Genomic DNA, 21,444 nt, shown 5'->3' with positions numbered 1-21,444 from the left:
AATCGGGTTAAACCAAGGAAAGAAGTTTTAATCTTCCCAGGAACCGCCCACCTCCTGGCACAGCTGGGTGGCCAGCATGCCCAGGGTCATCAGCGCCCTTTCGGCCTCGCGATTCCAGGGGATACCACAGTTGAGCCGCACGCAGTGGTTGAACTGCTCGGTATTGCTGAAGATCAGTCCCGGTGCGATCGAGATGCCCTGCTGCAGCGCGCGCACGTGCAGGTCCTTGGTGTTGACCCGCGCCGGCAGACTTACCCAGAGAATGAAGCCGCCCTTGGGCCGGGTCATCTGCGTGCCGGCCGGGAAGTACTGCTGAACCGCCAGCTGGAAGGCGCTGAGGTTCTTGCGGTATTCCTGGCGAATGTGGCGCAGGTGGCGGTCATAGCCGCCGTTCTCCAGATACGCCGCCACCGCCATCTGGGTGACGCTGCAAGCCGAATGGGTGGAGAAGGTTTGCAGACGTTGGATCTCGTCCTGATATTTGCCGGCGACTATCCAGCCGATGCGCACCCCAGGCGACAGCGTCTTGGAGAAACTCGAGCAGTAGATCACCCGGCTGTCGCGATCATGCGACTTGAGCGCCTTGGTCGGGCCCTGCTCGAACATCAGCTCGCCGTAAATATCGTCTTCGACGATCTGGAAATCGTAATCGCCGGCCAGGCGCAGCAACTGGCGCTGACGCTCCTCGGGGATGGTGCCGCCCAATGGGTTGGACAGCCGCGCGGTGAGCACCAGGGCCTTGATCGGCCACTGGTTGGCGGCCAGCTGCAGGGCTTCGAGGCTGATACCGGTGGTCGGATCGCACGGGATCTCGATGACCTTGAGCCCCAGCAGGTCGGCCAGCTGCAGCAGGCCGTAGTAGGTCGGCGACTCCACCGCGATCAGATCGCCCGGCTTGGTCAGCACGCGCAGACTCATCTGCAGCGCATCGACGCAGCCATGGGTGATCACCACCTCGGACGGATCGACCACCACGCCGGCATCGCGCATGCGGATCGCCACCTGGCGGCGCAGCGGCTCGAAGCCGGGGCTGAACATGTAGCTGAAGGCGCGCGGACTGTGAAAACGGGTGACCTTGGCCAGTTGTTGGTGCAGCGCGCGCACCGGCAGGTAATCCACATGCGGCACTGCCGCCCCGAGCGGGAATACACCTTCACGACGCGACTCGGTGAGCACCTGATTGATGATGCTGGCGCGGGTGACCAGGCCCGGTCGCTCGACCTTGGCGATATCCGGGGTCGGCGCGGTCAGCGCCGGAGTCTGGTGCACGTAGAAGCCCGATTGCGGCCGCGCGCGGATCAGCCCCTGGTCTTCGAGGTTGGCGTAGGCCTGCAGCACGGTGGCGTGGCTGACGTTGAGCTGCGCACTCATCTTGCGCACCGAGGGCACGCGTTCACCCGGCTGGTAGACGCCACGACGGATATCTTCGGCCAACTGCTGGGCGATGCGTTGATAAAGCAGCAGATTGGTCATGGCGATATCCTCTTGGTCAATAGAGCATAACAGTAACCTATTGCTACACAATTGTACCGGCACAGATTCGATCAGTTTTTACCGTACGCATCACTTGCTGACCAAAGACTGCGTAAACGCCCTATGCAGAACACAAAAAACCCCGGACATGCCGGGGCTTCTTATACGCGGTGCCAGACACTCAGCGTTCAGGACCCAGCTGGCCTCGCTCGTCGGAGAAGACGATCTCGACCCGCCGATTCTGCGCCCGCCCCCGCGCCGAGGCGTTTTCCGCGACAGGAAAGTCCACGCCGTAACCGACCACCTGAATACGCTTGGCATCCACGCCCAGATCGACCAGCAGATCGACCACGGCCTGCGCACGCGCCCGTGACAGTTCCAGGTTCTCGGCAGCATCACCGGTATTGTCGGTATAGCCCTCGATACGCACGCGCCGCTGCGGGTTGATCTGCAGGAACTGCACGAGCTTGAGCACGGTGCGATTGGCCGCCGGTTGCAGCTCGGCGCGACCGGCATCGAACAGCATGTCGCCCAGGGTCATCACCAGGCCGCGCTCGGTCTCGCTGGTGGCGAGGCTGACCATCTGCTCTTCCAGCCAGCCGTTGTGCTGCTGCACGCTGAGCAGCTTGGCTTCACGTAACGTCAGCTGCAGGCGCTGACGCTCAAGTTCGAGCTTGGCAGCGCGCTCATGATTGAGGCTGATATCGCTGTGTTGCCGGGCGATTTCGGCATAGCGCTGGCTGAGATAGGCGTAATGACGCACATCATCGCCACTGCCCCAATAGCTGGACAGACGTTCGGCACGGGCCAGGGATTCACCCGCGCGGATCACGTCCTTGGGCGCGGCACGCAGAACGTTGGGATCTTCCTTGACCGACTGGAAACTGAGACGCGCCTCTTCCAGCGCCTGCTCGCTTGCCGGCTGCTTGGCGGCGCAACCATTCAGGAGTGCAGCGGCCAACAGCAGACCGCCGAGGTAACCGAAAGCCTTCATCACATCGCCCCCAGTTGCTGGCGCAGACGGCCGATACGCTGGTTGAGCTCGGTCAGGTGCTCACGCCCCTTGGCGTTGAGATGCTCGGCCTCGGCCAGGCGCGCATCCAGCTCAGCCTGTTCGGACAGTTGGCGTGCCTGTTTGTTTTCACCGTCCTGCATGGCCGCTTGTGCCTGAGCGAACTTCTGTTCAGCCTGGCGCAACGACGCGGACTGCTCGCTGACTACTCCCAGGGACTTGGTCTGCGCCAATGCCTGCTCAGTCAGGCGCAGCTGCTCGGTGGGCGCGGGATCGCTTGCGCAAGCCGTCAGGCCCAGCGCCAGCAGCAAGGGAAGGGGTCGATTGATCACGAAAATTTCCTACTGAGTCACGTCGCCGACCGGATCGGGCTGCATCTGCTGCGCCTTCCACAGTTCCAGATTGCTTTTCAGGAACTGCTCAGGCAGCCCGGCGGCGACCATTTCTGTCATCTTCCGCGCCAGCTGACCACGCAGCCAGGGCTCGTTGCACGCCGAATTATGTGACAGGGTAAGGTAAAGCCCCTCGCTGGAAATTGGCGGGTCCAGCACCTCGAGGTCATCATCCATGCCCAGTGTCTCGGCGAGCGCCAAGCCGGGGTACCGCTCGTAGAGCACATAATCGGTACGACCGAGCAGCAACTTCTGGAACGCCTGAGTCAGGCTGGATACGCCCTCGAGCGTAAGGTTCTGCTTGGCAAAGGTATCGAACTGCTGACCGAAGCTGTTGCCCACCAGCGTATCGCCAGTGTGCCCCTGCAGGTCGATCCAGCTGCCATAGGGGAAGGCTTCGCCCTTGCGCACCCAGACCACGCTCGGAGTGAAGAAAAATGCCGGGTGTACGTAGTCCATGTTCTCGAGGCGAGGCAGCGTCAGGAACGCGCCTGCAAGCAGGTCGACACGCCCCGTACGCACTTCGTCCTGCGCGCGTGACCAGGGCCCGGTATAGATCACGTCGATCACCACACCCAGCTCTTTGGCCAGATGCTTGAGCATATCGACATTGGCGCCGACCAGCTGCTGCGGGTTCTGCGGATCGCGCCAGAGATAGGGCGGATACTCGGGGTTACCGGTCGCTACCAGCCGTTCGCATTTACCCGCAGCCAAGGCGACGCCGGGCATCACAGCCAGTGCACACCACAGCAACAGCGACTTAAACAGACAACGCTCAGGCATTGGCTACTCTCGGTTTATGCGTTGATCGGCAGGAGGGTCTCAGCCGCCCCGTAATCTTCTGCGTTCATGCTAGCTTAAGGCGTCGCCACAATAATTCGCGATAAGGACGCGCCATGAAAAAACTGCTGTTCGCATTGCTCATCCTGCTGTCAGGCACAGCAGCCACGCTGTACTTCTTTCCAGCGGCACAATTGGCCAGCTTGCGCCTGATAGAGCAGCATCGTGCCGGACTGAGTCACGAGCAGCTAGCGGTCCACAATCTTAACATCCATTACTACCAGGGAGGACCGGCGAGCGGCGAAACCCTGGTGTTGCTTCACGGGTTTGCCGCAGACAAGGATAACTGGCTGCGCTTTTCCCGCCACCTGACCCAGGACTATCGAGTCATCGCCCTCGACCTGCCCGGCTTCGGCGACAGCGACTTGCCGCCTGGCAGTTATGACGTCGGCACCCAGGCCGAACGCCTTGCGGATATTCTCGATGCCATGGGCATAAAGCAGGCACACGTGCTGGGTAACTCGATGGGAGGCCATATCGCCGCACTCTATGCAGCGCGCTACCCGGATCGAGTGCACTCGCTGGCACTGTTCGCCAATGCCGGAATCGACAGCCCGCACAAGAGCGAGCTGTATCGACTACTGACCAGTGGCGCAGCCAACCCGCTGGTGGTCAAGCAACCGCAGGACTTCGACAACCTGCTGCAGTTCGTTTTCGTCGAGCCGCCCTATCTGCCGGCATCACTCAAGCGTTATCTGGGTGAGCGCGCCATGGTCAGGGCCGAGCACTACGGTATGGTGTTCAAACAACTGGTGGAGCGCAGCATTCCCCTGGAACCCGAGCTGACAAAAATCCAGGCACCCACCTTGCTGCTATGGGGCAGACAGGATCGCGTGCTGGACGTATCCAGCATCGAGGTCATGCAACCTCTGCTGCGCAGCTCCAGCGTGGTGATCATGGATAACGTCGGTCACGCGCCGATGCTTGAACGCCCCGAAGAAAGCGCCCTGCTCTACCGGCGTTTTCTGCAGAGCATGAAGTAGCAAAATGCAGGCAATAAAAAACCCGCTCACCAGAGCGGGTTTTTCGTAGCGGGAAAGTGGCTTAAACCGACTTTTCCAGCTCCGGTACGGCTTCGAACAGGTCGGCGACCAGGCCGTAGTCGGCCACCTGGAAGATCGGCGCCTCTTCGTCCTTGTTGATCGCAACGATCACCTTGGAGTCCTTCATACCGGCCAGGTGCTGGATCGCGCCGGAGATACCGACGGCGATATACAGCTGCGGCGCGACGATCTTGCCGGTCTGACCGACCTGCATGTCGTTCGGTACGAAGCCGGCGTCGACCGCGGCGCGCGAGGCACCGACGGCAGCGCCCAGCTTGTCGGCCAGAGCGTACAGGTGCTTGAAGTTGTCGCCATTGCCCATGCCACGGCCGCCGGAAACGACGATCTTGGCAGCGGTCAGCTCCGGACGGTCGGACTTGGCCAGCTCTTCGCCAACGAAGGCGGACTTGCCGGCATCGGCCGGACCGGAAACGGCTTCAACGGCAGCGCTGCCGCCTTCAGCAGCCGCGGCGTCGAAACCGGTGCTACGCACGGTGATCACCTTGATGGCAGCCGAGGACTGCACGGTGGCGATGGCGTTGCCGGCATAGATCGGACGCTTGAAGGTGTCGGCGCTTTCAACGGCGATGATCTCGGAGATCTGATCGACGTCCAGGGCAGCGGCGACGCGCGGCAGGATGTTCTTGCCGTTGCTGGTGGCGGCAGCCAGGATGTGGCTGTAGCCCTTGCCCAGTTCGGCTACCAGCGGCGCGACGTTTTCCGGCAGCTGGTTGGCATAGGCGGCGTTGTCGGCCAGCAGCACCTTGGCCACGCCAGCGATCTTGGCAGCGGCTTCGGCAGCAGCGCCAGCGTTGGCACCGGCTACCAGAACGTGAATGTCACCACCGATCTTCTGCGCAGCAGCAACGGTGTTCAGAGTAGCGGCAGCCAGAGCGGCATTGGTGTGTTCAGCGATAACCAGGATAGTCATTTAGATTACCTTCGCCTCGTTCTTCAGTTTCTCGACCAGTTCAGCCACGGACTTGACCTTGATGCCAGCGCTGCGAGCAGCCGGCGCTTCGACTTTCAGGGTCTTGACGGTGGAGGCGGTGGAAACGCCCAGAGCGTCCGGGGTGACGGTTTCCAGCGGCTTCTTCTTGGCCTTCATGATGTTCGGCAGCGACGCATAGCGCGGCTCGTTCAGACGCAGGTCGGTGGTGACGATCGCCGGCAGGTTCAGCGCAACGGTCTGCAGACCGCCATCGATCTCACGGGTGACGTTGACCTTGTCGCCAGCCACTTCGACCTTGGAGGCGAAGGTGCCTTGGCCGAAGCCGGTCAGGGCGCCCAGCATCTGGCCGGTCTGGTTGTTGTCGCTGTCGATGGCCTGCTTGCCCATGATCACCAGCTGCGGCTGCTCCTTGTCGACCACTGCCTTGAGCAGCTTGGCCACGGCCAGGGAGTTCAGCTCGTCATTGGATTCGACCAGGATGGCACGGTCGGCGCCCAGAGCCAGCGCGGTGCGCAGTTGCTCCTGAGCGGTAGCCGGGCCGATGGTGACAACAACGATTTCGCTCGCCACGCCTTTCTCCTTGAGGCGTACGGCTTCTTCCACGGCGATTTCGCAGAAGGGGTTCATGGACATCTTGACGTTGGCGAGGTCGACGCCGCTGTTGTCCGCCTTGACGCGAACCTTGACGTTGTAGTCGACCACTCGTTTGACAGCTACAAGAACCTTCATGGATTCCTCGTTACTCTCCGGTGAATAAGAATGTCGCCCAGGCGAGCCTGGCCAGTGATGCAAAATCGGCCGCAACCAACCTTTCAGCTCAGACGGCGAGCGCAAAACCGCCCGTATCTTGACCCCGCGGCCTGGCTCGGTCAATACAGCGAACTGGCCGGTCATCCGCGATGTAGTACGATTCTAACAGGCCTACAGAAAATTCAAACAAACGTTTGTATTGGCCCGTCGAGAGGGTGTAGATATAATGCCCACGCCGTGCTTAGGGAGCGAGCCGCGCCCTCCCCTATAAAACATCGAAGAGCCTTGAGTAGGAGATAGCCTGTGGAACGCGAATTTATGGAGTTCGACGTCGTCATCGTCGGCGCCGGCCCATCCGGACTGTCCGCCGCCTGCCGACTGAAGCAGAAAGCCGCTGAAGCGGGCCAGGAGATCAGCGTCTGCGTGGTCGAGAAAGGCTCCGAAGTCGGCGCTCACATCCTCTCCGGTGCGGTGTTCGAACCGCGCGCCCTGAACGAACTCTTCCCCGACTGGAAGGAGCTTGGCGCCCCACTCAACACCCCGGTCAAGCGCGATGACATCTACCTGCTGCGCGACGCCGACAAGGCTACCCGAATTCCTGACTTCTTTGTGCCGAAAACCATGCACAACGAAGGCAATTACATCATTTCCCTGGGCAACCTGTGCCGCTGGCTGGCCCAGCAGGCCGAGAACCTGGGCGTGGAGATCTACCCGGGCTTCGCCGCTCAGGAAGCGCTGATCGACGAAAACGGCGTGGTGCGCGGCATCGTCACCGGTGATCTGGGCGTCGACCGCGAAGGCAACCCCAAGGAAGGCTACTACACCCCCGGCATGGAACTGCGTGCCAAGTACACCCTGTTCGCCGAAGGCTGCCGTGGCCACATCGGCAAGCAGCTGATCAAGAAGTACAACCTCGACAGCGAAGCCGACGCCCAGCACTACGGCATCGGCATCAAGGAAATCTGGGACATCGATCCGGCCAAGCACGAGCAGGGCCTGGTGGTACACACCGCCGGCTGGCCGATGGACATCATGGGCACCGAAAACACCGGCGGCTCCTTCCTCTATCACCTGGAAAACAACCAGGTCGTGGTGGGCCTGATCATCGACCTGTCCTACGCCAACCCGCATCTGTCCCCGTTCGACGAGTTCCAGCGCTACAAGCACCACCCGGTCATCGCCCAGTATCTGGAAGGTGGCAAGCGCGTTTCCTACGGCGCCCGCGCCATCTGCAAGGGCGGCATCAACTCGCTGCCGAAGATGGTCTTCCCTGGTGGCGCGCTGATCGGCTGCGACCTCGGCACCCTGAACTTCGCCAAGATCAAGGGCAGCCACACCGCTATGAAATCCGGCATGCTGGCTGCCGACGCCATCGCCGAAGCCCTGGCAGCCGGCCGTGAAGGCGGCGACGAGCTGAGCAACTACGTCGATGGATTCAAGGCCAGCTGGCTGTACGACGAACTGTTCCGCAGCCGCAACTTCGGCGCCGCCATCCACAAGTACGGCGCCATCATTGGCGGCGGCATCAACTGGCTGGATCAGAACATCTTCGGCGGCAAGGCGCCCTTCACCCTGCACGACAACAAGCCGGATTACGCCTGCCTGAAGCCGGCGGCCGAGTGCGCGAAGATCGCCTACCCGAAACCGGACGGCAAACTGAGCTTCGACAAGCTCTCCTCGGTGTTCCTCTCCAACACCAACCACGAAGAAGAACAGCCCTGCCACCTGAAGCTGGCCGACCCGAGCATCCCGATCGAGAAGAACCTGCCACTGTATGACGAACCGGCGCAGCGCTACTGCCCGGCCGGCGTGTACGAAGTGGTAACGCAGGAAGACGGCACGAAGAAGTTCCAGATCAACGCGCAGAACTGTGTGCACTGCAAGACCTGCGACATCAAGGACCCGGCGCAGAACATTACCTGGGTTGCACCGGAAGGCACCGGCGGCCCGAATTACCCCAACATGTAATTCGCGCCGATATGAAAAAGGCTCCCTCGGGAGCCTTTTTCGTTTCTGTCGAATCCGTGGGAGCGAGCTGCGCTCGCGAAGCTTCTAAAACCACCACGTTTCGCGAGCAGAGCTCGCTCCTACAGGGTGTTCAGTCTTCGTAAACCATCTTGCGGCTCATGCCGCCGTCGATGACGAACTCCTGGCCGGTGACGAAGCCGGCCGCATCGGACAGCAGCCAGGCGACCTGAGCCGCCACATCCTCCACCGTGCCGACACGGCCGACCGGATGCTGCGCATGGTCGAACACCGATAGCGGTTCCAGACGCTGCTGCACAGGATCGCGGGCGTCGATCCAGCCGGGGCTGACGCAGTTAACGCGCACCTCCGGCCCGAGACTGACCGCCAGCGCATGAGTGAGCGCAACCAGTCCGCCCTTGCTCGCCGCATAAGCCTCGCAATTGGCCTCGGACTGACTGGCGCGCGTCGAGGCGATATTGACGATGGCGCCACGATGCCCGCGCAAATAAGGCGCACAGTGCTTGGCCAGCAGCATGGCGCCGGTCAGATTGACCGCCAGCAGGCGATTCCAGCGCCTGAGATCGAGCGACTCCAACGGCGGCGTGTGCGGGTCGGCGATGGCCGCGTTGCACACCAGCGCGTCGAGACGACCGAACTGACCAAGAATCTCGGCAACGCCGACACTGACCTGATCTTCCTTCGCCACATCCATGGCCACGAACCAGGCATTGTCACCCAGCGCACGCGCCACTTTCGAACCCCGCTCACGGTCGATATCGGCCAGCACCACCTGCCAACCCTCGGTGACCAGCCAGGCGCTGATTCCCAGGCCGATGCCGCGCGCGGCACCGGTGACCAGCGCGACACGCCCGTTGCTGGGCGCATCGTCGTTACCCCACTCCAGCATCAGAGCGCGGCCAGGCCGCGTGCCAGGTCTGCCTTCAGGTCCTCCAGCTCTTCCAGCCCCACGGCAACACGGATCAGGCTGTCGCTGATGCCGGCATTGGCACGTTCCTGCGGCGTCAGGCGACCATGGGACGTGGTGGCCGGGTGGGCGATGGTGGTCTTGGTATCGCCCAGGTTGGTGGTGATGGAAATGACGCGCGTGGCATCGATCACCTTCCAGGCGGCGTCACGCCCGCCCTTGACCTCGAAGCTGACCACCGCGCCGAAGGCGCTCTGCTGCTTCTTCGCCAGTTCATGCTGCGGGTGACTGGGCAGGCCTGCGTAGTAGACACGCTCGACCTGCGGTTGCTGCTCGAGCCACAGCGCCAGCTGCAGGGCACTCTCGCTCTGCGCGCGCATACGGATGCGCAAGGTTTCCAGGCCCTTGAGGAACATCCAGGCATTGAACGGGCTGAGAGTTGGACCGGCGGTGCGCAGAAAGCCCACCACCTCCTTCATCTGCTCGCTGCGCCCCGCCACCACACCACCGAGACCGCGACCCTGACCGTCGATGTATTTGGTGGCCGAATGCATGACGATATCCGCGCCGAGTTTCAGCGGCTGCTGCAGGGCCGGCGTGCAGAAGCAGTTGTCCACCGCCAGCAACGCACCATGCGCATGGGCGATCTCGGCCAGTGCCGCGATATCCACCAGCTCGGCCAGCGGGTTGGACGGCGATTCGACGAACAGCAGCTTGGTATTGGGCTTGAACGCGTTCTGCCAGGCATCCAGATCCGCCAGTGGCACGTAATCCACCTCGATGCCGAAGCGCTTGAGGTACTTCTCGAACAGGCTGATGGTGGAGCCGAATACGCTGCGCGACACCAGCACATGGTCGCCGCCACTGCACAGACTCATGACGATGGCGAGGATGGCCGACATGCCGGAAGCGGTGGCCACTGCCTGCTCCGCGCCTTCCAGCGCGGCGATACGCTCCTCGAAGGTGCGCACGGTAGGATTGGTGTAGCGCGAATAGACGTTGCCCGGCACTTCGCCGGCAAAACGTGCAGCCGCATCGGCCGCGGTGCGAAACACGTAGCTGGAGGTCAGGAACAGCGCCTCACCATGCTCCCCTTCCGGCGAGCGGTGCTGACCGGCGCGCACCGCCAGGGTGTCGAAGCCAACGCCGTCCAGATCGCTGTCGAGCCGACCCGCTTCCCATTCCAGTGTCATCTCTCTACCTCACCAATAAGTAGCCCGGAGGCAATCCGGGAACTTCAATGTGACATTCCCCCGGATTGCATCCGGGCTACAGACCAAGGGCAGGCCTCCCCTGCCCCGCGCATCAATTGTTGTGCAGATCGATGATCGCACTGACCGCCTGCGACTTCGCCTTGCTGGCGTCGTTGCGCGCCTGCTCGATGCGGTTCAGGTAGGCCTCGTCGACATCGCCAGTCACGTAGTTGCCGTCGAAAACCGCACAGTCGAAGTTGTCGATCTTGATTTTCTTGCTGCCACTGACCGCCTCGATCAGATCCGGCAGGTCCTGGTAGACCAGCCAGTCGGCGCCGATCAGCTCGCACACCTGCTCGGTGCTGCGGCCATGAGCGATCAGCTCGTGGGCGCTGGGCATGTCGATACCGTAGACGTTCGGGTAGCGCACCGCTGGTGCCGCCGAGCAGAAATAGACGTTCTTCGCTCCGGCCTCGCGCGCCATCTGGATGATCTGCTTGCAGGTGGTGCCACGGACAATGGAGTCGTCCACCAGCATCACGTTCTTGCCGCGGAACTCCAGTTCGATGGCATTGAGCTTCTGCCGCACGGATTTCTTGCGTGCCGCCTGACCAGGCATGATGAAGGTGCGGCCGATATAGCGGTTCTTGACGAAGCCTTCGCGGAATTTCACGCCCAGATGATTGGCCAGCTCCAGGGCCGCGGTACGGCTGGTATCTGGGATCGGGATGACCACGTCGATATCGTGATCCGGCCGCTCGCGAAGAATCTTGTCGGCCAGCTTCTCGCCCATGCGCAGGCGCGCCTTGTAAACCGAGATGCCATCCATGATCGAATCAGGACGCGCCAGATAGACGTGCTCGAAAATGCACGGCGCATATTTCGGATTGGCCGCGCACTGGCGGGTGAACAGCTGACCTTCTTCGGTGATGTACACCGCCTCACCCGGCGCCAGATCGCGGATCAGGGTAAAGCCGAGCACATCCAGCGACACGCTTTCCGAGGCGATCATGTATTCCACGCCCTCGTCGGTATGACGCTGGCCGAAGACGATCGGGCGGATGCCGTTGGGATCACGGAAGCCGACGATGCCGTAGCCGGTAATCATCGCGACCACGGCGTAGCCGCCCAGGCAGCGCTCGTGCACGTGGGTGACCGCGGCGAACACGTCTTCTTCGGTGGGCTGCAGCTTGCCGCGCTGGGCCAGTTCGTGGGCAAACACGTTGAGCAGCACTTCCGAGTCGGAATTGGTGTTCACGTGACGCAGATCGGATTCGTAGATTTCCTTGGCCAACTGCTCGACGTTGGTCAGGTTGCCGTTATGCGCCAGAGTGATGCCGTAGGGCGAGTTGACGTAGAACGGTTGCGCTTCGGCGGAACTGGAGCTGCCAGCAGTCGGGTAGCGCACATGGCCAATGCCCATGTGCCCGACCAGGCGCTGCATGTGGCGCTGCTGGAAGACATCGCGCACCAGGCCATTGTCCTTGCGCAGGAACAGGCGGCCATCATGGCTGGTGACAATACCGGCAGCATCCTGGCCGCGGTGCTGGAGGACGGTCAGCCCGTCATACAGCGCCTGATTGACGTTCGATTTACCGACGATACCGACGATGCCACACATGTGCCACGACCCCTGCTAGATAATTCAGGCTAATTCAGCGGCCGGCGCAGCGGTTAATCCGCACCGGCCACTCTTTAAAGCAGCTCGGCTGGGTTAGCCGAACCACTGGTAAACCACTGATCGGACCACCCCAGAATGAGGTTCTTCGACCAGTCGGCAACCATCAGAAAATGCGGCACCAGTTGCGACTGTCGCCACCATGTATCCTGCTCCACCGGCGCCAGGCTGATCAGTCCGACCAGCAGCACCACCAGCAAGCCTCCACGCGCGGCGCCGAATACCATGCCGAGAAATCGGTCGGTGCCGGACAGGCCTGTCACGCGGATCAACTCGCCGATCAGGAAGTTGACCAGCGCGCCCACCAGCAAGGTGGCGATGAAGAGAATGGCACAGGCAGCGATCACCCGCGCTGAAGGCGTTTCGATGAATTCGACGAGATGCTGGGCCAATGCGCCGCCGAACATCCAGGCGACCACACCCGCGATAATCCAGGTCAGCAGCGACAGCGCTTCCTTGACGAAGCCGCGCTTGAGACTGATCAGACTAGAAATGGCGATGACGGCGACAATCGCCCAATCGACCCAGGTGAATACCACGGTGCGGCCTACCAGCGGAAAAGGCGGAGCATTTTAGCAGAGCCCGGCGAATCGGGTAACCGGGCGTTGCATATCAACGATGGATTCAACCGGCCTCAGGTTGGAAACGCACGACAAAACCGCTGAGTTTGTGCTGACGGTTCAGTTGGTCACGCAAGCGCTCGGCTTCGGCGCGCTCGATCAGCGGGCCGACGAACACACGATTCATGCCGTCGAAGGCGCGGATATAGGCGTTGTAACCCTGGCTGCGCAGGGTTTTCTGCAGGTTTTCTGCTCCGCTGCGGCTGGACAGACTGGCCAACTGCACCGACCAGCTGATCGGCAGGCTGTTGGCGTCCAGGCGCCCCTCAGGCTTGGCGGGAGCCGTGGTGGCAACCTGCTCGGTCTTGGTCGGTTCGGGCTTGCTCGGTTGAGCTGCAGGTGGCGGAGCCTGCTTGGGTTGCTCCGGCACCTCGACTATTTGCGGCTCCACCTCTTCGACCGGCACGGGTTCCTGCGGCAATTGCTCGGGCTCGACAACCTCGGCAGGCTCGACCACGATCTCGGCAGCCTCCGGCGCCTGCGGCATCGACGGGGCCTCTACTACCACGCGACGCATCTCGTCTTCACGCGATAGCAGCATCGGCAGGAAAATCACCGCCAGCGCCACCAGCACCAGAGCACCGACCATGCGCTGCTTGAGCCCCTTGTCCAGCATTGCCATCCCCCATTCCCCTTATCAAGCCGGGCGGGCCAGCCAATCCAGGGCCTCGGCCACGCAGAAAAACGATCCGAACAACAGTATCTCGTCACCCTCAGCCGCTTGTTCGCACTGCGCTTCGAGCGCAGCTCGTACATCCGGGTACTGCGCCACCGCCACGCCCAGCGCCTGAAGGTGCCCGGCCAGCTCACCGGCAGAACGCGAACGCGGCGTGCCGAGCGGCGCTACGGCCCACCCGGCAACCAGACTCAGCAGCGGCGAGACCACGCCAGGCAGGTCCTTGTCGGCCAACAGACCGAATACGGCCCAGCGCTTACCGGTCGTAGAGCGACTCTCCAGGCGCTGCGCCAGGTAGTCGGCAGCATGGGGATTATGCCCAACATCGAGCAACAGCGTGAGTGACTTGCCTCGCCAATCCAGCGCGCGGCGATCCAGCCGCCCGGTCACCCGCGTGGCCAGTAACGCCTGAGCGATCTGCTGCTGATCCCAGGGCAGCGGCAGAAGCGCGTAGGCCTGCAATGCCAGCGCAGCGTTTTCCATGGGCAAATCGAGAAGTGGCAACTGCTCCAGGTGCAACACCTGACCCTGGGCATCGAGGCCATACCAGGACCATTGCTGCCCCCGAACACTCAGATCGTAGTCGCGCCCGCGCAGGAAAAACGGTGCGTCCAGCAACGCCACCTGCTCCAGCAACGGCTGTGGCGGATCAAGGTCACCACACAGCGCCGGCTTGCCTGCACGCATGATTCCGGCCTTTTCGAAGGCGACCGACTCACGGGTGTCGCCCAGCCAGTCGGCATGGTCCAGGCCGATGCTGGTGATCAACGCGAGGTCGGCATCCACCAGATTGACCGCATCCAGACGCCCGCCCAGACCGACTTCGAGCACCACGGCGTCCAGCCCGGCACGCTCGAACAGCCAGAAGGCTGCCAGTGTGCCCATCTCGAAATAGGTCAGCGATATCTCACCGCGCGCGGATTCCACCGCTGCAAACGCCTGGCACAACGCCTCGTCGCTTGCCTCACGCCCATCCAGCACCACACGCTCGTTGTAACGCAGCAGATGGGGCGAGCTGTAGACACCGACGCGCTGGCCCTGGGCAGCGATCAGGCTGGCAAGAAAGGCGCATGTGGAACCCTTGCCGTTGGTACCCGTGACGGTGATCACCAGCGGCGCAGGTTTGCCGAGCCCAAGCCTGCGCGCTACCTCGCGCGAACGCTCCAGGCCCATGTCGATGGCCGAGGGGTGCAGCTGTTCGAGGTAGGCGAGCCACTCGCCCAGGCTACGTTCGGTCATGCAGTGGCCGGCAGGGAAACCGGGGAAGGACGATTCATCAGTTGCGCCAACAGGCGCGCCAGACGCGGACGCAGCTCGTTGCGCGGTATGATCATGTCGATGGCGCCGTGCTCCAGCAGGAACTCGCTGCGCTGGAAGCCTTCCGGCAGCTTCTCGCGCACGGTCTGCTCGATCACGCGCGGACCGGCGAAGCCGATCAGCGCCTTGGGCTCGGCCACGATCACGTCACCGAGCATGGCCAGGCTGGCCGATACGCCGCCGTAAACCGGGTCGGTCAGCACGGAAATGAACGGCAGCCCCTCTTCACGCAGACGCGCCAGCGCAGCGGAGGTCTTGGCCATTTGCATCAGCGAGATCAGCGCCTCCTGCATACGCGCACCACCGGAAGCGGAGAAGCACACCAGCGGGCAGCGCTTTTCCAGCGCGACATTGGCCGCCTGAACGAAACGCTCACCGACGATGGCGCCCATGGAGCCGCCCATGAAGGAGAATTCGAATGCGCAAACGGCGATCGGCATGCCTTCGAGGGTGCCACTCATGGAGATCAGTGCATCCTTCTCGCCGGTCTGCTTCTGCGCGGCGGCCAGACGATCCTTGTACTTCTTGCTGTCGCGGAATTTCAGGCGATCCACCGGCTCCAGATCAGCGCCGATCTCCTCGCGACCGTCGGCATCGAGGAAGATGTCGAGACGCGCGCGCGCGCCGATGCGCATGTGGTGGTTGCACTTGGGGCAGACGTCGAGGGTCTTTTCCAGTTCGGGGCGATAAAGCACGGCATCACAGGACGGACATTTGTGCCACAGGCCCTCGGGCACAGAGCTCTTCTTCACCTCGGAACGCATGATCGAGGGAATGAGTTTGTCTACCAACCAGTTGCTCATGCTGTCATTTCTCCATAACCGTTGGTTCGGATGAACGCGTCATCGTGAGCGCCCATCTCCAGCAATTCTTTTCTGCCGCATCGCACCCATCGAAATGGGCCACGGCGGCGTAACAGGCTAATTGACGGCCCTGCCTCAATCGCCGTCACATTGCGCATTACGCACGGCCTGCACGAACGCACGAATCTTGTCTGCATCCTTTATGCCTTTACTGGCCTCGACCCCGCCACTGACATCGACAGCATAGGGCCGAACCTGGCGAATGGCGGCAGCGACATTGCTCGCCTCCAGGCCGCCGGCAAGGATGATCGGCTTGGCAACATCCGGCGGCACCAGCGACCAGTCGAAGGCAGCCCCGGTCCCACCGGGCACGCCTTCGACGAAGGTGTCGAGCAGAATGCCGCGCGCACCAGCATAGAGCGCCATGGTGGCAGCCAGATCCTCGCCTGGGCGTACACGCAGCGCCTTTATGTAGGGACGACCGTATCCCTCACAATCGACAGGCGATTCATCACCATGAAACTGCAACAGGTCCAGAGGTACTCGCTGCAGTACCGCCTGCACGTCGTCACGCGGCATGTTCACGAACAGACCGACGCAGGTCACAAATGGCGGCAAGGCCTGGACGATAGCGGCAGCCTGCTCGACACTCACCGCACGCGGGCTCTTGGCATAGAACACCAGGCCGATGGCATCCGCTCCAGCCTCTACGGCGGCCAGCGCATCTTGCACTCGGGTAATGCCGCAAATCTTGCTGCGCACGTGCATTCGCTTCACACCTTTCTCTGTCGAACGCCCGATGGTAACAAAGGCTCAGCCTTGCCGCACATCTACCAGACCGGAGAGAAAATGCGGACCGAGATAACGCGAAGGCAAATCGAACTCCTCGGGGTATTCCACCTGCACCAGATAGAGCCCGTAGGGATGCGCGGTCACACCGCCGCTGCGGCGCTCCGCGCGAGCCAGCACCTCGCTCGCCCACTCCACCGGGCGCTCACCGGCACCGATGGCCATGAGCACACCGGCCATGTTACGCACCATGTGATGCAGGAAGGCGTTGGCCCGAATATCCAGCACGATGAAACGTCCATGCTCGATCACTTCCAGATGATGGACGGTCTTGATCGGCGATTTGGCCTGGCACTGACCGGCGCGAAAGGAACTGAAGTCATGGGTACCGATCAGCGCACGGGCCGCCTCGCGCATGCGCGCGGCATCCAGCGGCCGATGGTTCCAGGTCACCTCCTCGGCCAGGTGCGCCGGGCGAATCGGATCACTGTAGATCACGTAGCGATAGCGCCGCGCCATGGCACTGAAGCGCGCATGAAAATGCGCCGGCATTACCTTGGCCCATGTCACGCTGATGTCCTTGGGCAGGTTCAGGTTGGCGCCCATGATCCAGGCATGTAACGGCCGCTCAACGCGGGTGTCGAAGTGCACCACCTGACCACTGGCATGCACCGATGCATCGGTTCGGCCCGCGCAATGAATGGTGACAGGCGCACCACCTGCCACTTTCGACAGCGCATCTTCCAGGCAACCCTGGATGGAGGCGACATTGCCGCTCTGACGTTGGAAACCGCGATAACGTGCGCCCTTGTATTCGAGGCCCAGGGCGACTCTGGAAAAGCCAGCGGCCGCCATTTCGGCGGCCGCTACAGGTACTGCTTCAGACATGGAATCGATCAAACCAACTTGGAAATCATCTCGCGAGCTTCCTGCTGCTGTGCTTCGTTACCTTCGGCGACCACTTCATCGAGAATGTCGCGAGCCCCTTCGGTGTCGCCCATATCGATGTAGGCACGCGCCAGATCCAGCTTGGTCGCGGTCTCGTCGGTGCCGGAGAGGAAGTCGAAGTCATCGTCGCCATCCAGACCACCGGACAGGCTGTCGACCGGTGCCAGCGGCGCGGCGTGCGGCTCTTCGAAGTCAGTGGACAACTGATCCAGCTCGGCAGTCACTTCGTCCAGCTGCGCTGCAAAACTGTCAGGCTCGGCGACAGGCTGAGCCGGAGTTTCGTCCTCGAGCGACAGATCGAAGTCGGCCGGGAGGTCGAGATCGGCAGCCGGCGTCTCCTCCGGCAGGTCGAGGTTCAGACCGGAAAGGTCATCGACAGGCTGGCTCAGCGGCGCATCATCGTCGAGGCTCAGCAGGAAATCATCGGCCTCGTCGCTGGCAGCCACAGCGGGCTCGTCCAGATCGAGGTTGAAAGCAGAGAGGTCGTCAGCCGGCTGGGACAGTTCGACCTTGTCGTCGCCCAGGGCCAGATCGAAATCCAGATCGTCATCAGCTGAAGCGGCCGGCGCGGCTGGCTCGTCGATCAGACCGAAATCCAGATCATCGTCCAGCGACAGCGGTGCTTCATCGGCTTTGGCGGCCTGGAGGTCTTTCTCCAGATCAGCCTCGAGATCATCCAGGCTCAGGTCGAACGCGTCCAGGTCGCCAGCAGTGGCAGCAGGCGCTTCTGCGGCCGGCTCGTCCAGACTGAGGTCATCCAGGCTGAACTCGCTCATGTCATCCTCAGCGGACGCCGCAGCAGCTACTGCGCCGGCACCTGCAAAGGCAGCGATGGCCGGGTATTTGGCTTTCAACTGCTCAGCCTCGGCATTCACCCCACCGATCTCGCGCAGTTCATTGTCCTGACGGGCGAAACCCTCGCGATCGCCCAGCTCGGCATAAACTTCCATCAGCTTCAGACGCAGATCGGTACGGTGCGGCTCGTCGTTGATCGCGTTTTGCAGCAGCTCGGCTGCCTGATTGAAACGACCGTAGGCAATATAGATATCCGCCTCGCCCAGCGCGTCGCCAGTCTGTGCCGTAACGCGCTCTTCGCTTGCAGCCTGGACAGGCTCGTCATCGAGACCCGCGAAGCTGTCCTGCGGCATATCCAGATCCGATGCGAATGCCTGATCCTCAGACAGCTCATCAGCCAGCTCGTCCTGCTGCTCGGCTTCCTTCATGGCATTGCGGCGCGACAAAGCCATCAGCGCAACCAGCAGGAGCAGCAGTGCGCCGCCACCTGCCAAGCCCAGCGTCATCGGGCTGGCCATCAGGTCATCGATAAAACTCTGCGGGGCCGGGGCAGGCGCCGGAGCGGGCGCCGCGGGCTTGGCTTCTTCAGCCGGCTTGGCCGGAGCGGCAGACTCAACGGCAGCAGCCGGCTCCTCGGCCGGCTGTTCGGTGGCGGCGGCGCTGTCTTCGACAGGCGCAGCAGGCTCCTCGGAATAGTTGTAGTCGGGTGCCGCCTCTTCAGGCGGCGAGGCCGGTGGCGTTGCCGCCTCCGACACGGGAGGCGCGGTCTCGGGCTCCGCAGCCGGCGTTTCCACCGCCGGGGCTTGCGCAGCCGGCTCATCCGCGGCGGCCGGAGCCGCCGACAGATCGGCCTGCAGTTTTGCCAGCTGGTTGTCCTTGAGTTCGACCAGGCGCTGCAGCTTGTCCAGCTGACTCTGCAAGTCACTGACTCGGCTTTGCAGCTCGGCATTCTCGCGACGGGTCGAGTCCAGGCTTTCCTGGGTCACGGCCAGCTTGTCGGCCAGCGCCTTGCTGTTGGCCGAGCCGGTATCGCTACCGCGAGTGGACTGACCAGCTTCAGCTGCAACCAGCTTCAGGCTGTCGGCGGACTCGGCAGTGGCCGGTGCGGAACCTGCGGTGGTACGGCGCGTGGCATCCAGCTGACGCGAAGCGACGGCGCGCCCTTCGCGCCAGGCGGCGTTTTGCTCGGCTACCTGGGCGACCGCCTCGGCATTGCTGCGACTGCGAATCTGCTGCTCGTCCGGCAGACGCAGTACCTGACCGCTCTTCATGCGGTTGATATTGCCGCCGATGAAGGCATCCGGGTTCAGATCCTGGATAGCCAGCATGGTCTGATTGACCGAAGAACCACCGCCGACGCGCTGGGCGATTTCCCAAAGCGTATCGTTGGCAGTGGTTCTGTATTCGTTACCGGAAATGGCGCGCGAAGCCGGGGCCGGCGCGCTAGGACGCGGAGCGGGAGCTGGAGCGGCACTGCGCGGCGCAGGTGCCGGAGCCACGGAGGGACGCGGCGCAGGAGCGGCGATCGGCAACTGAGGCGCAGCGGCTACGGTGGTTTGCGGCGAGTAAAGTGGCGGGTCTAGCAGCAGGGTATATTCACGCAGCAAGCGGCCGTTCGGCCAGAGCACTTCCACCAGGAAGTTGAGGTAAGGTTCGCGTACGGCCTTACTCGAAGTAACGCGAATAACGCTTTTACCATTAGGCTTCAATACAGGAGTGAACTTGAGATCGGTCAGGAAGTACTGACGATCGACACCCGCCTTGACGAACTCTTCAGGGGACGCGAGGGTTGGAATTACCTCATTGGAGGCAAGATCGCGCACCTCCAGCAATTCGATTTCCGCTACCAACGGCTGATTCAGCGAGGATTGCAGGGTAACTTCACCCAAACCCAGCGCATGCGCCATACCGGAAGACAGCGCGGAAGCGGCTGCGATTGCCAGCACCAGTTTGCGAACCCGAACCATAGCGTTATCCCTTGTTTTAGCTTTTTTCTCGACATGCGAGAGGGTCTTGAGAATTGCTGCCTGCCTCCGCTCCAGGAGCGGCTCCCCATTCAGCAATCAACTCAGCCAGTATTGCCAAGCTAGAAAGATTCTTCAAATTTCTAGGTAAGTATCTTTTACAGATAGTGTTTTATCAATAACTCGGCTATCTCTATAGCATTGAGTGCGGCGCCTTTTCTCACATTATCAGACGCAATCCACAAATTGAGTTGCCCTGGATCGCTGACGCCACGACGAACCCGCCCGACATAGACGTGGTCCTGCCCCACCGCATCGCCAACGGCGGTCGGGTAGTCGCCCGCCTCGACCAGCTCGATACCCTGCGCGGCCTCCAGCAATTGCTGCACGGCATCAACGTCGATGTCCGCATCGGTCTGCACACCAAGTGCCAGACTGTCGCCAAAAAATACCGGCGCCAGGGCGCAGGTAGCAGCCACTGGAAGCTCGGGCAACCCCAATAGCTGCCGAACCTCGGCGGCGAGACGCTTCTCCAGCTGCGCATGCCCCTGCTCATCGACCTCACCGACCTGCGCCAACAGATTGAAGGCGATCTGCCGATCTACCGTCCTGGGCTCCAACGGGCGTGCGTTCAGCAACTCGGCGGTCTGCCGGGCGAGCTCCTGCACACCACTGCGCCCCAGGGTCGAGATGGCCAGCATGGCGGTGAGGTGGAGCCGTTGCGGCTGCAATACAGGTTTCAATGCTGCCAGTACCAGCGCACAGGCAACCGCTGAAGGGGTCGGTGCGCTGACGCACCACGGTCTGCGCAATGCGGGCAATCCCTCGACACCCAGCTCGGGCAGCACGCATGGGGCCTGCTCCAGCGGCAACGCGGCACTCAGATCGATGAGCGAACAACCGGCCGTCAGCACACGCTCATGACAAGCGCGCGTAACCTCTGCACCGGCGGCGAAGAATGCCAATTGCACCTGAGAGAAATCGAACGCCTCGAGCGACCGCACCCGTACCTGGCGACCACGAAATGAAAGGCTCTGCCCTACCGACTCGCTGCTGGCCAGCAGGTGCAGATCCTTGACCGGAAACTCACGTTCTCCGAGCAACTCGACCAGCGCTTCGCCGACATTACCGGTGGCGCCGATCAGGGCGACATTGATGGGCTGACTCATGGACGGACCTACAACACAGAAGGAGCGGCACTGTAACTGCACGCCCCACGTCCGGGCAATCGGCTAACGTGTGCCATAAAAGACAAAGCCCCTCTGCCGAAACAGAAGGGCCTTGTTTGACTACGGACACCTGGCGC

General features: G+C 62.3%; 19 protein-coding genes. 2 read left to right on the top strand and 17 right to left on the bottom strand.

Features of this window, described 5'->3' with window-relative positions:
• Nucleotides 1–27 precede the first annotated feature (27 nt).
• From DXK50_RS11270 to DXK50_RS11255, 4 genes are all read right to left on the bottom strand, one after another.
• Complete coding sequence (locus tag DXK50_RS11270; RefSeq protein ID WP_161865297.1) at nucleotides 28–1,473, bottom strand: aminotransferase-like domain-containing protein; 1,446 nt, start codon at nucleotides 1,471–1,473, stop codon at nucleotides 28–30.
• Between the two features lie 181 nt (nucleotides 1,474–1,654).
• Nucleotides 1,655–2,467 carry an OmpA family protein gene (locus DXK50_RS11265; RefSeq protein WP_212630353.1) on the bottom strand — a complete coding sequence of 271 codons (813 nt, stop codon included), beginning with the start codon at nucleotides 2,465–2,467 and terminating at the stop codon, nucleotides 1,655–1,657.
• A complete protein-coding gene (locus DXK50_RS11260) occupies nucleotides 2,467–2,817 on the bottom strand; it encodes a DUF4398 domain-containing protein (RefSeq protein ID WP_212630352.1) in 351 nt (116 codons plus the stop codon). Before DXK50_RS11260 ends, DXK50_RS11265 begins: the two co-directional genes overlap by 1 nt.
• 9 nt (nucleotides 2,818–2,826) lie before the next feature.
• Complete coding sequence (locus DXK50_RS11255) at nucleotides 2,827–3,660, bottom strand: substrate-binding periplasmic protein (protein WP_161865300.1); 834 nt, start codon at nucleotides 3,658–3,660, stop codon at nucleotides 2,827–2,829.
• A 113-nt stretch (nucleotides 3,661–3,773) separates the two neighbouring features.
• Between DXK50_RS11255 and DXK50_RS11250 the strand changes: the two genes are divergently transcribed.
• A complete protein-coding gene (locus DXK50_RS11250; RefSeq protein ID WP_212630351.1) occupies nucleotides 3,774–4,700 on the top strand; it encodes an alpha/beta fold hydrolase in 927 nt (308 codons plus the stop codon).
• A gap of 61 nt (nucleotides 4,701–4,761) precedes the next feature.
• On the opposite strand, the gene DXK50_RS11245 is transcribed toward DXK50_RS11250, so the two are convergent.
• On the bottom strand, nucleotides 4,762–5,691 hold the full coding sequence (locus DXK50_RS11245; protein ID WP_116618876.1) for an electron transfer flavoprotein subunit alpha/FixB family protein: 930 nt from the start codon (nucleotides 5,689–5,691) through the stop codon (nucleotides 4,762–4,764).
• Nucleotides 5,692–6,441: an electron transfer flavoprotein subunit beta/FixA family protein gene (locus DXK50_RS11240; protein WP_024307880.1), complete on the bottom strand. Its 750-nt coding sequence runs from the start codon at nucleotides 6,439–6,441 to the stop codon at nucleotides 5,692–5,694.
• Between the two features lie 324 nt (nucleotides 6,442–6,765).
• Here DXK50_RS11240 and DXK50_RS11235 point away from each other — a divergent pair, with 324 nt between their 5' ends.
• Nucleotides 6,766–8,430, top strand: coding sequence for an electron transfer flavoprotein-ubiquinone oxidoreductase (locus DXK50_RS11235; RefSeq protein WP_161865302.1), 1,665 nt, complete (start codon nucleotides 6,766–6,768; stop codon nucleotides 8,428–8,430).
• A gap of 130 nt (nucleotides 8,431–8,560) precedes the next feature.
• On the opposite strand, the gene DXK50_RS11230 is transcribed toward DXK50_RS11235, so the two are convergent.
• From DXK50_RS11230 to DXK50_RS11180, 11 genes are all read right to left on the bottom strand, one after another.
• Nucleotides 8,561–9,337, bottom strand: a complete 777-nt coding sequence (locus tag DXK50_RS11230; RefSeq protein ID WP_161865303.1) for an SDR family oxidoreductase — start codon at nucleotides 9,335–9,337, stop codon at nucleotides 8,561–8,563.
• On the bottom strand, nucleotides 9,337–10,548 hold the full coding sequence (locus tag DXK50_RS11225; RefSeq protein ID WP_212630350.1) for an O-succinylhomoserine sulfhydrylase: 1,212 nt from the start codon (nucleotides 10,546–10,548) through the stop codon (nucleotides 9,337–9,339). Before DXK50_RS11225 ends, DXK50_RS11230 begins: the two co-directional genes overlap by 1 nt.
• Before the next feature lie 112 nt (nucleotides 10,549–10,660).
• The gene (gene purF / locus DXK50_RS11220) at nucleotides 10,661–12,169 is read right to left on the bottom strand and encodes an amidophosphoribosyltransferase (RefSeq protein WP_161865305.1); all 1,509 of its coding nucleotides are present in this window, start codon (nucleotides 12,167–12,169) and stop codon (nucleotides 10,661–10,663) included.
• A 74-nt stretch (nucleotides 12,170–12,243) separates the two neighbouring features.
• The gene (locus DXK50_RS11215) at nucleotides 12,244–12,765 is read right to left on the bottom strand and encodes a CvpA family protein (protein WP_212630349.1); all 522 of its coding nucleotides are present in this window, start codon (nucleotides 12,763–12,765) and stop codon (nucleotides 12,244–12,246) included.
• A gap of 85 nt (nucleotides 12,766–12,850) precedes the next feature.
• A complete protein-coding gene (locus DXK50_RS11210) occupies nucleotides 12,851–13,468 on the bottom strand; it encodes an SPOR domain-containing protein (RefSeq protein ID WP_161865307.1) in 618 nt (205 codons plus the stop codon).
• 15 nt (nucleotides 13,469–13,483) lie between these two features.
• Complete coding sequence (gene folC, locus DXK50_RS11205; RefSeq protein ID WP_161865308.1) at nucleotides 13,484–14,761, bottom strand: bifunctional tetrahydrofolate synthase/dihydrofolate synthase; 1,278 nt, start codon at nucleotides 14,759–14,761, stop codon at nucleotides 13,484–13,486.
• Nucleotides 14,758–15,642, bottom strand: a complete 885-nt coding sequence (accD, locus tag DXK50_RS11200; RefSeq protein WP_161865309.1) for an acetyl-CoA carboxylase, carboxyltransferase subunit beta — start codon at nucleotides 15,640–15,642, stop codon at nucleotides 14,758–14,760. The genes folC and accD overlap by 4 nt, the downstream gene beginning before the upstream one ends.
• Nucleotides 15,643–15,777: 135 nt before the next feature.
• The gene (locus tag DXK50_RS11195; RefSeq protein WP_212630348.1) at nucleotides 15,778–16,410 is read right to left on the bottom strand and encodes a phosphoribosylanthranilate isomerase; all 633 of its coding nucleotides are present in this window, start codon (nucleotides 16,408–16,410) and stop codon (nucleotides 15,778–15,780) included.
• A gap of 45 nt (nucleotides 16,411–16,455) precedes the next feature.
• The gene (gene truA, locus DXK50_RS11190) at nucleotides 16,456–17,319 is read right to left on the bottom strand and encodes a tRNA pseudouridine(38-40) synthase TruA (protein ID WP_161865311.1); all 864 of its coding nucleotides are present in this window, start codon (nucleotides 17,317–17,319) and stop codon (nucleotides 16,456–16,458) included.
• Between the two features lie 8 nt (nucleotides 17,320–17,327).
• Complete coding sequence (locus tag DXK50_RS11185; RefSeq protein ID WP_212630347.1) at nucleotides 17,328–20,141, bottom strand: FimV family protein; 2,814 nt, start codon at nucleotides 20,139–20,141, stop codon at nucleotides 17,328–17,330.
• A gap of 155 nt (nucleotides 20,142–20,296) precedes the next feature.
• Entirely contained in the window at nucleotides 20,297–21,307 is a 1,011-nt protein-coding gene (locus tag DXK50_RS11180) for an aspartate-semialdehyde dehydrogenase (protein ID WP_212630346.1), read from the bottom strand.
• Nucleotides 21,308–21,444: the final 137 nt, after the last annotated feature.

This window comes from Pseudomonas sp. KB-10 (assembly GCF_018221585.1).
Taxonomy (GTDB): domain Bacteria; phylum Pseudomonadota; class Gammaproteobacteria; order Pseudomonadales; family Pseudomonadaceae; genus Aquipseudomonas; species Aquipseudomonas yangonensis.
The sequence above is the reverse complement of the archived record's forward strand: the minus strand, read 5'-3'. Positions and strand labels throughout refer to the sequence as shown.

What these genes read in the sequence shown, in the direction of transcription:
- DXK50_RS11185 (WP_212630347.1), bottom strand. Translation starts at nt 20,141, where the DNA reads ATGGTTCGGGTTCGCAAACTGGTGCTGGCAATCGCAGCCGCTTCCGCG.
- DXK50_RS11270 (WP_161865297.1), bottom strand. Translation starts at nt 1,473, where the DNA reads ATGACCAATCTGCTGCTTTATCAACGCATCGCCCAGCAGTTGGCCGAA.
- DXK50_RS11245 (WP_116618876.1), bottom strand. Translation starts at nt 5,691, where the DNA reads ATGACTATCCTGGTTATCGCTGAACACACCAATGCCGCTCTGGCTGCC.
- purF (WP_161865305.1), bottom strand. Translation starts at nt 12,169, where the DNA reads ATGTGTGGCATCGTCGGTATCGTCGGTAAATCGAACGTCAATCAGGCG.
- DXK50_RS11195 (WP_212630348.1), bottom strand. Translation starts at nt 16,410, where the DNA reads ATGCACGTGCGCAGCAAGATTTGCGGCATTACCCGAGTGCAAGATGCG.
- DXK50_RS11250 (WP_212630351.1), top strand. Translation starts at nt 3,774, where the DNA reads ATGAAAAAACTGCTGTTCGCATTGCTCATCCTGCTGTCAGGCACAGCA.
- accD (WP_161865309.1), bottom strand. Translation starts at nt 15,642, where the DNA reads ATGAGCAACTGGTTGGTAGACAAACTCATTCCCTCGATCATGCGTTCC.
- DXK50_RS11210 (WP_161865307.1), bottom strand. Translation starts at nt 13,468, where the DNA reads ATGGCAATGCTGGACAAGGGGCTCAAGCAGCGCATGGTCGGTGCTCTG.
- truA (WP_161865311.1), bottom strand. Translation starts at nt 17,319, where the DNA reads ATGTCTGAAGCAGTACCTGTAGCGGCCGCCGAAATGGCGGCCGCTGGC.
- DXK50_RS11240 (WP_024307880.1), bottom strand. Translation starts at nt 6,441, where the DNA reads ATGAAGGTTCTTGTAGCTGTCAAACGAGTGGTCGACTACAACGTCAAG.
- folC (WP_161865308.1), bottom strand. Translation starts at nt 14,761, where the DNA reads ATGACCGAACGTAGCCTGGGCGAGTGGCTCGCCTACCTCGAACAGCTG.
- DXK50_RS11255 (WP_161865300.1), bottom strand. Translation starts at nt 3,660, where the DNA reads ATGCCTGAGCGTTGTCTGTTTAAGTCGCTGTTGCTGTGGTGTGCACTG.
- DXK50_RS11265 (WP_212630353.1), bottom strand. Translation starts at nt 2,467, where the DNA reads ATGAAGGCTTTCGGTTACCTCGGCGGTCTGCTGTTGGCCGCTGCACTC.
- DXK50_RS11225 (WP_212630350.1), bottom strand. Translation starts at nt 10,548, where the DNA reads ATGACACTGGAATGGGAAGCGGGTCGGCTCGACAGCGATCTGGACGGC.
- DXK50_RS11180 (WP_212630346.1), bottom strand. Translation starts at nt 21,307, where the DNA reads ATGAGTCAGCCCATCAATGTCGCCCTGATCGGCGCCACCGGTAATGTC.
- DXK50_RS11230 (WP_161865303.1), bottom strand. Translation starts at nt 9,337, where the DNA reads ATGCTGGAGTGGGGTAACGACGATGCGCCCAGCAACGGGCGTGTCGCG.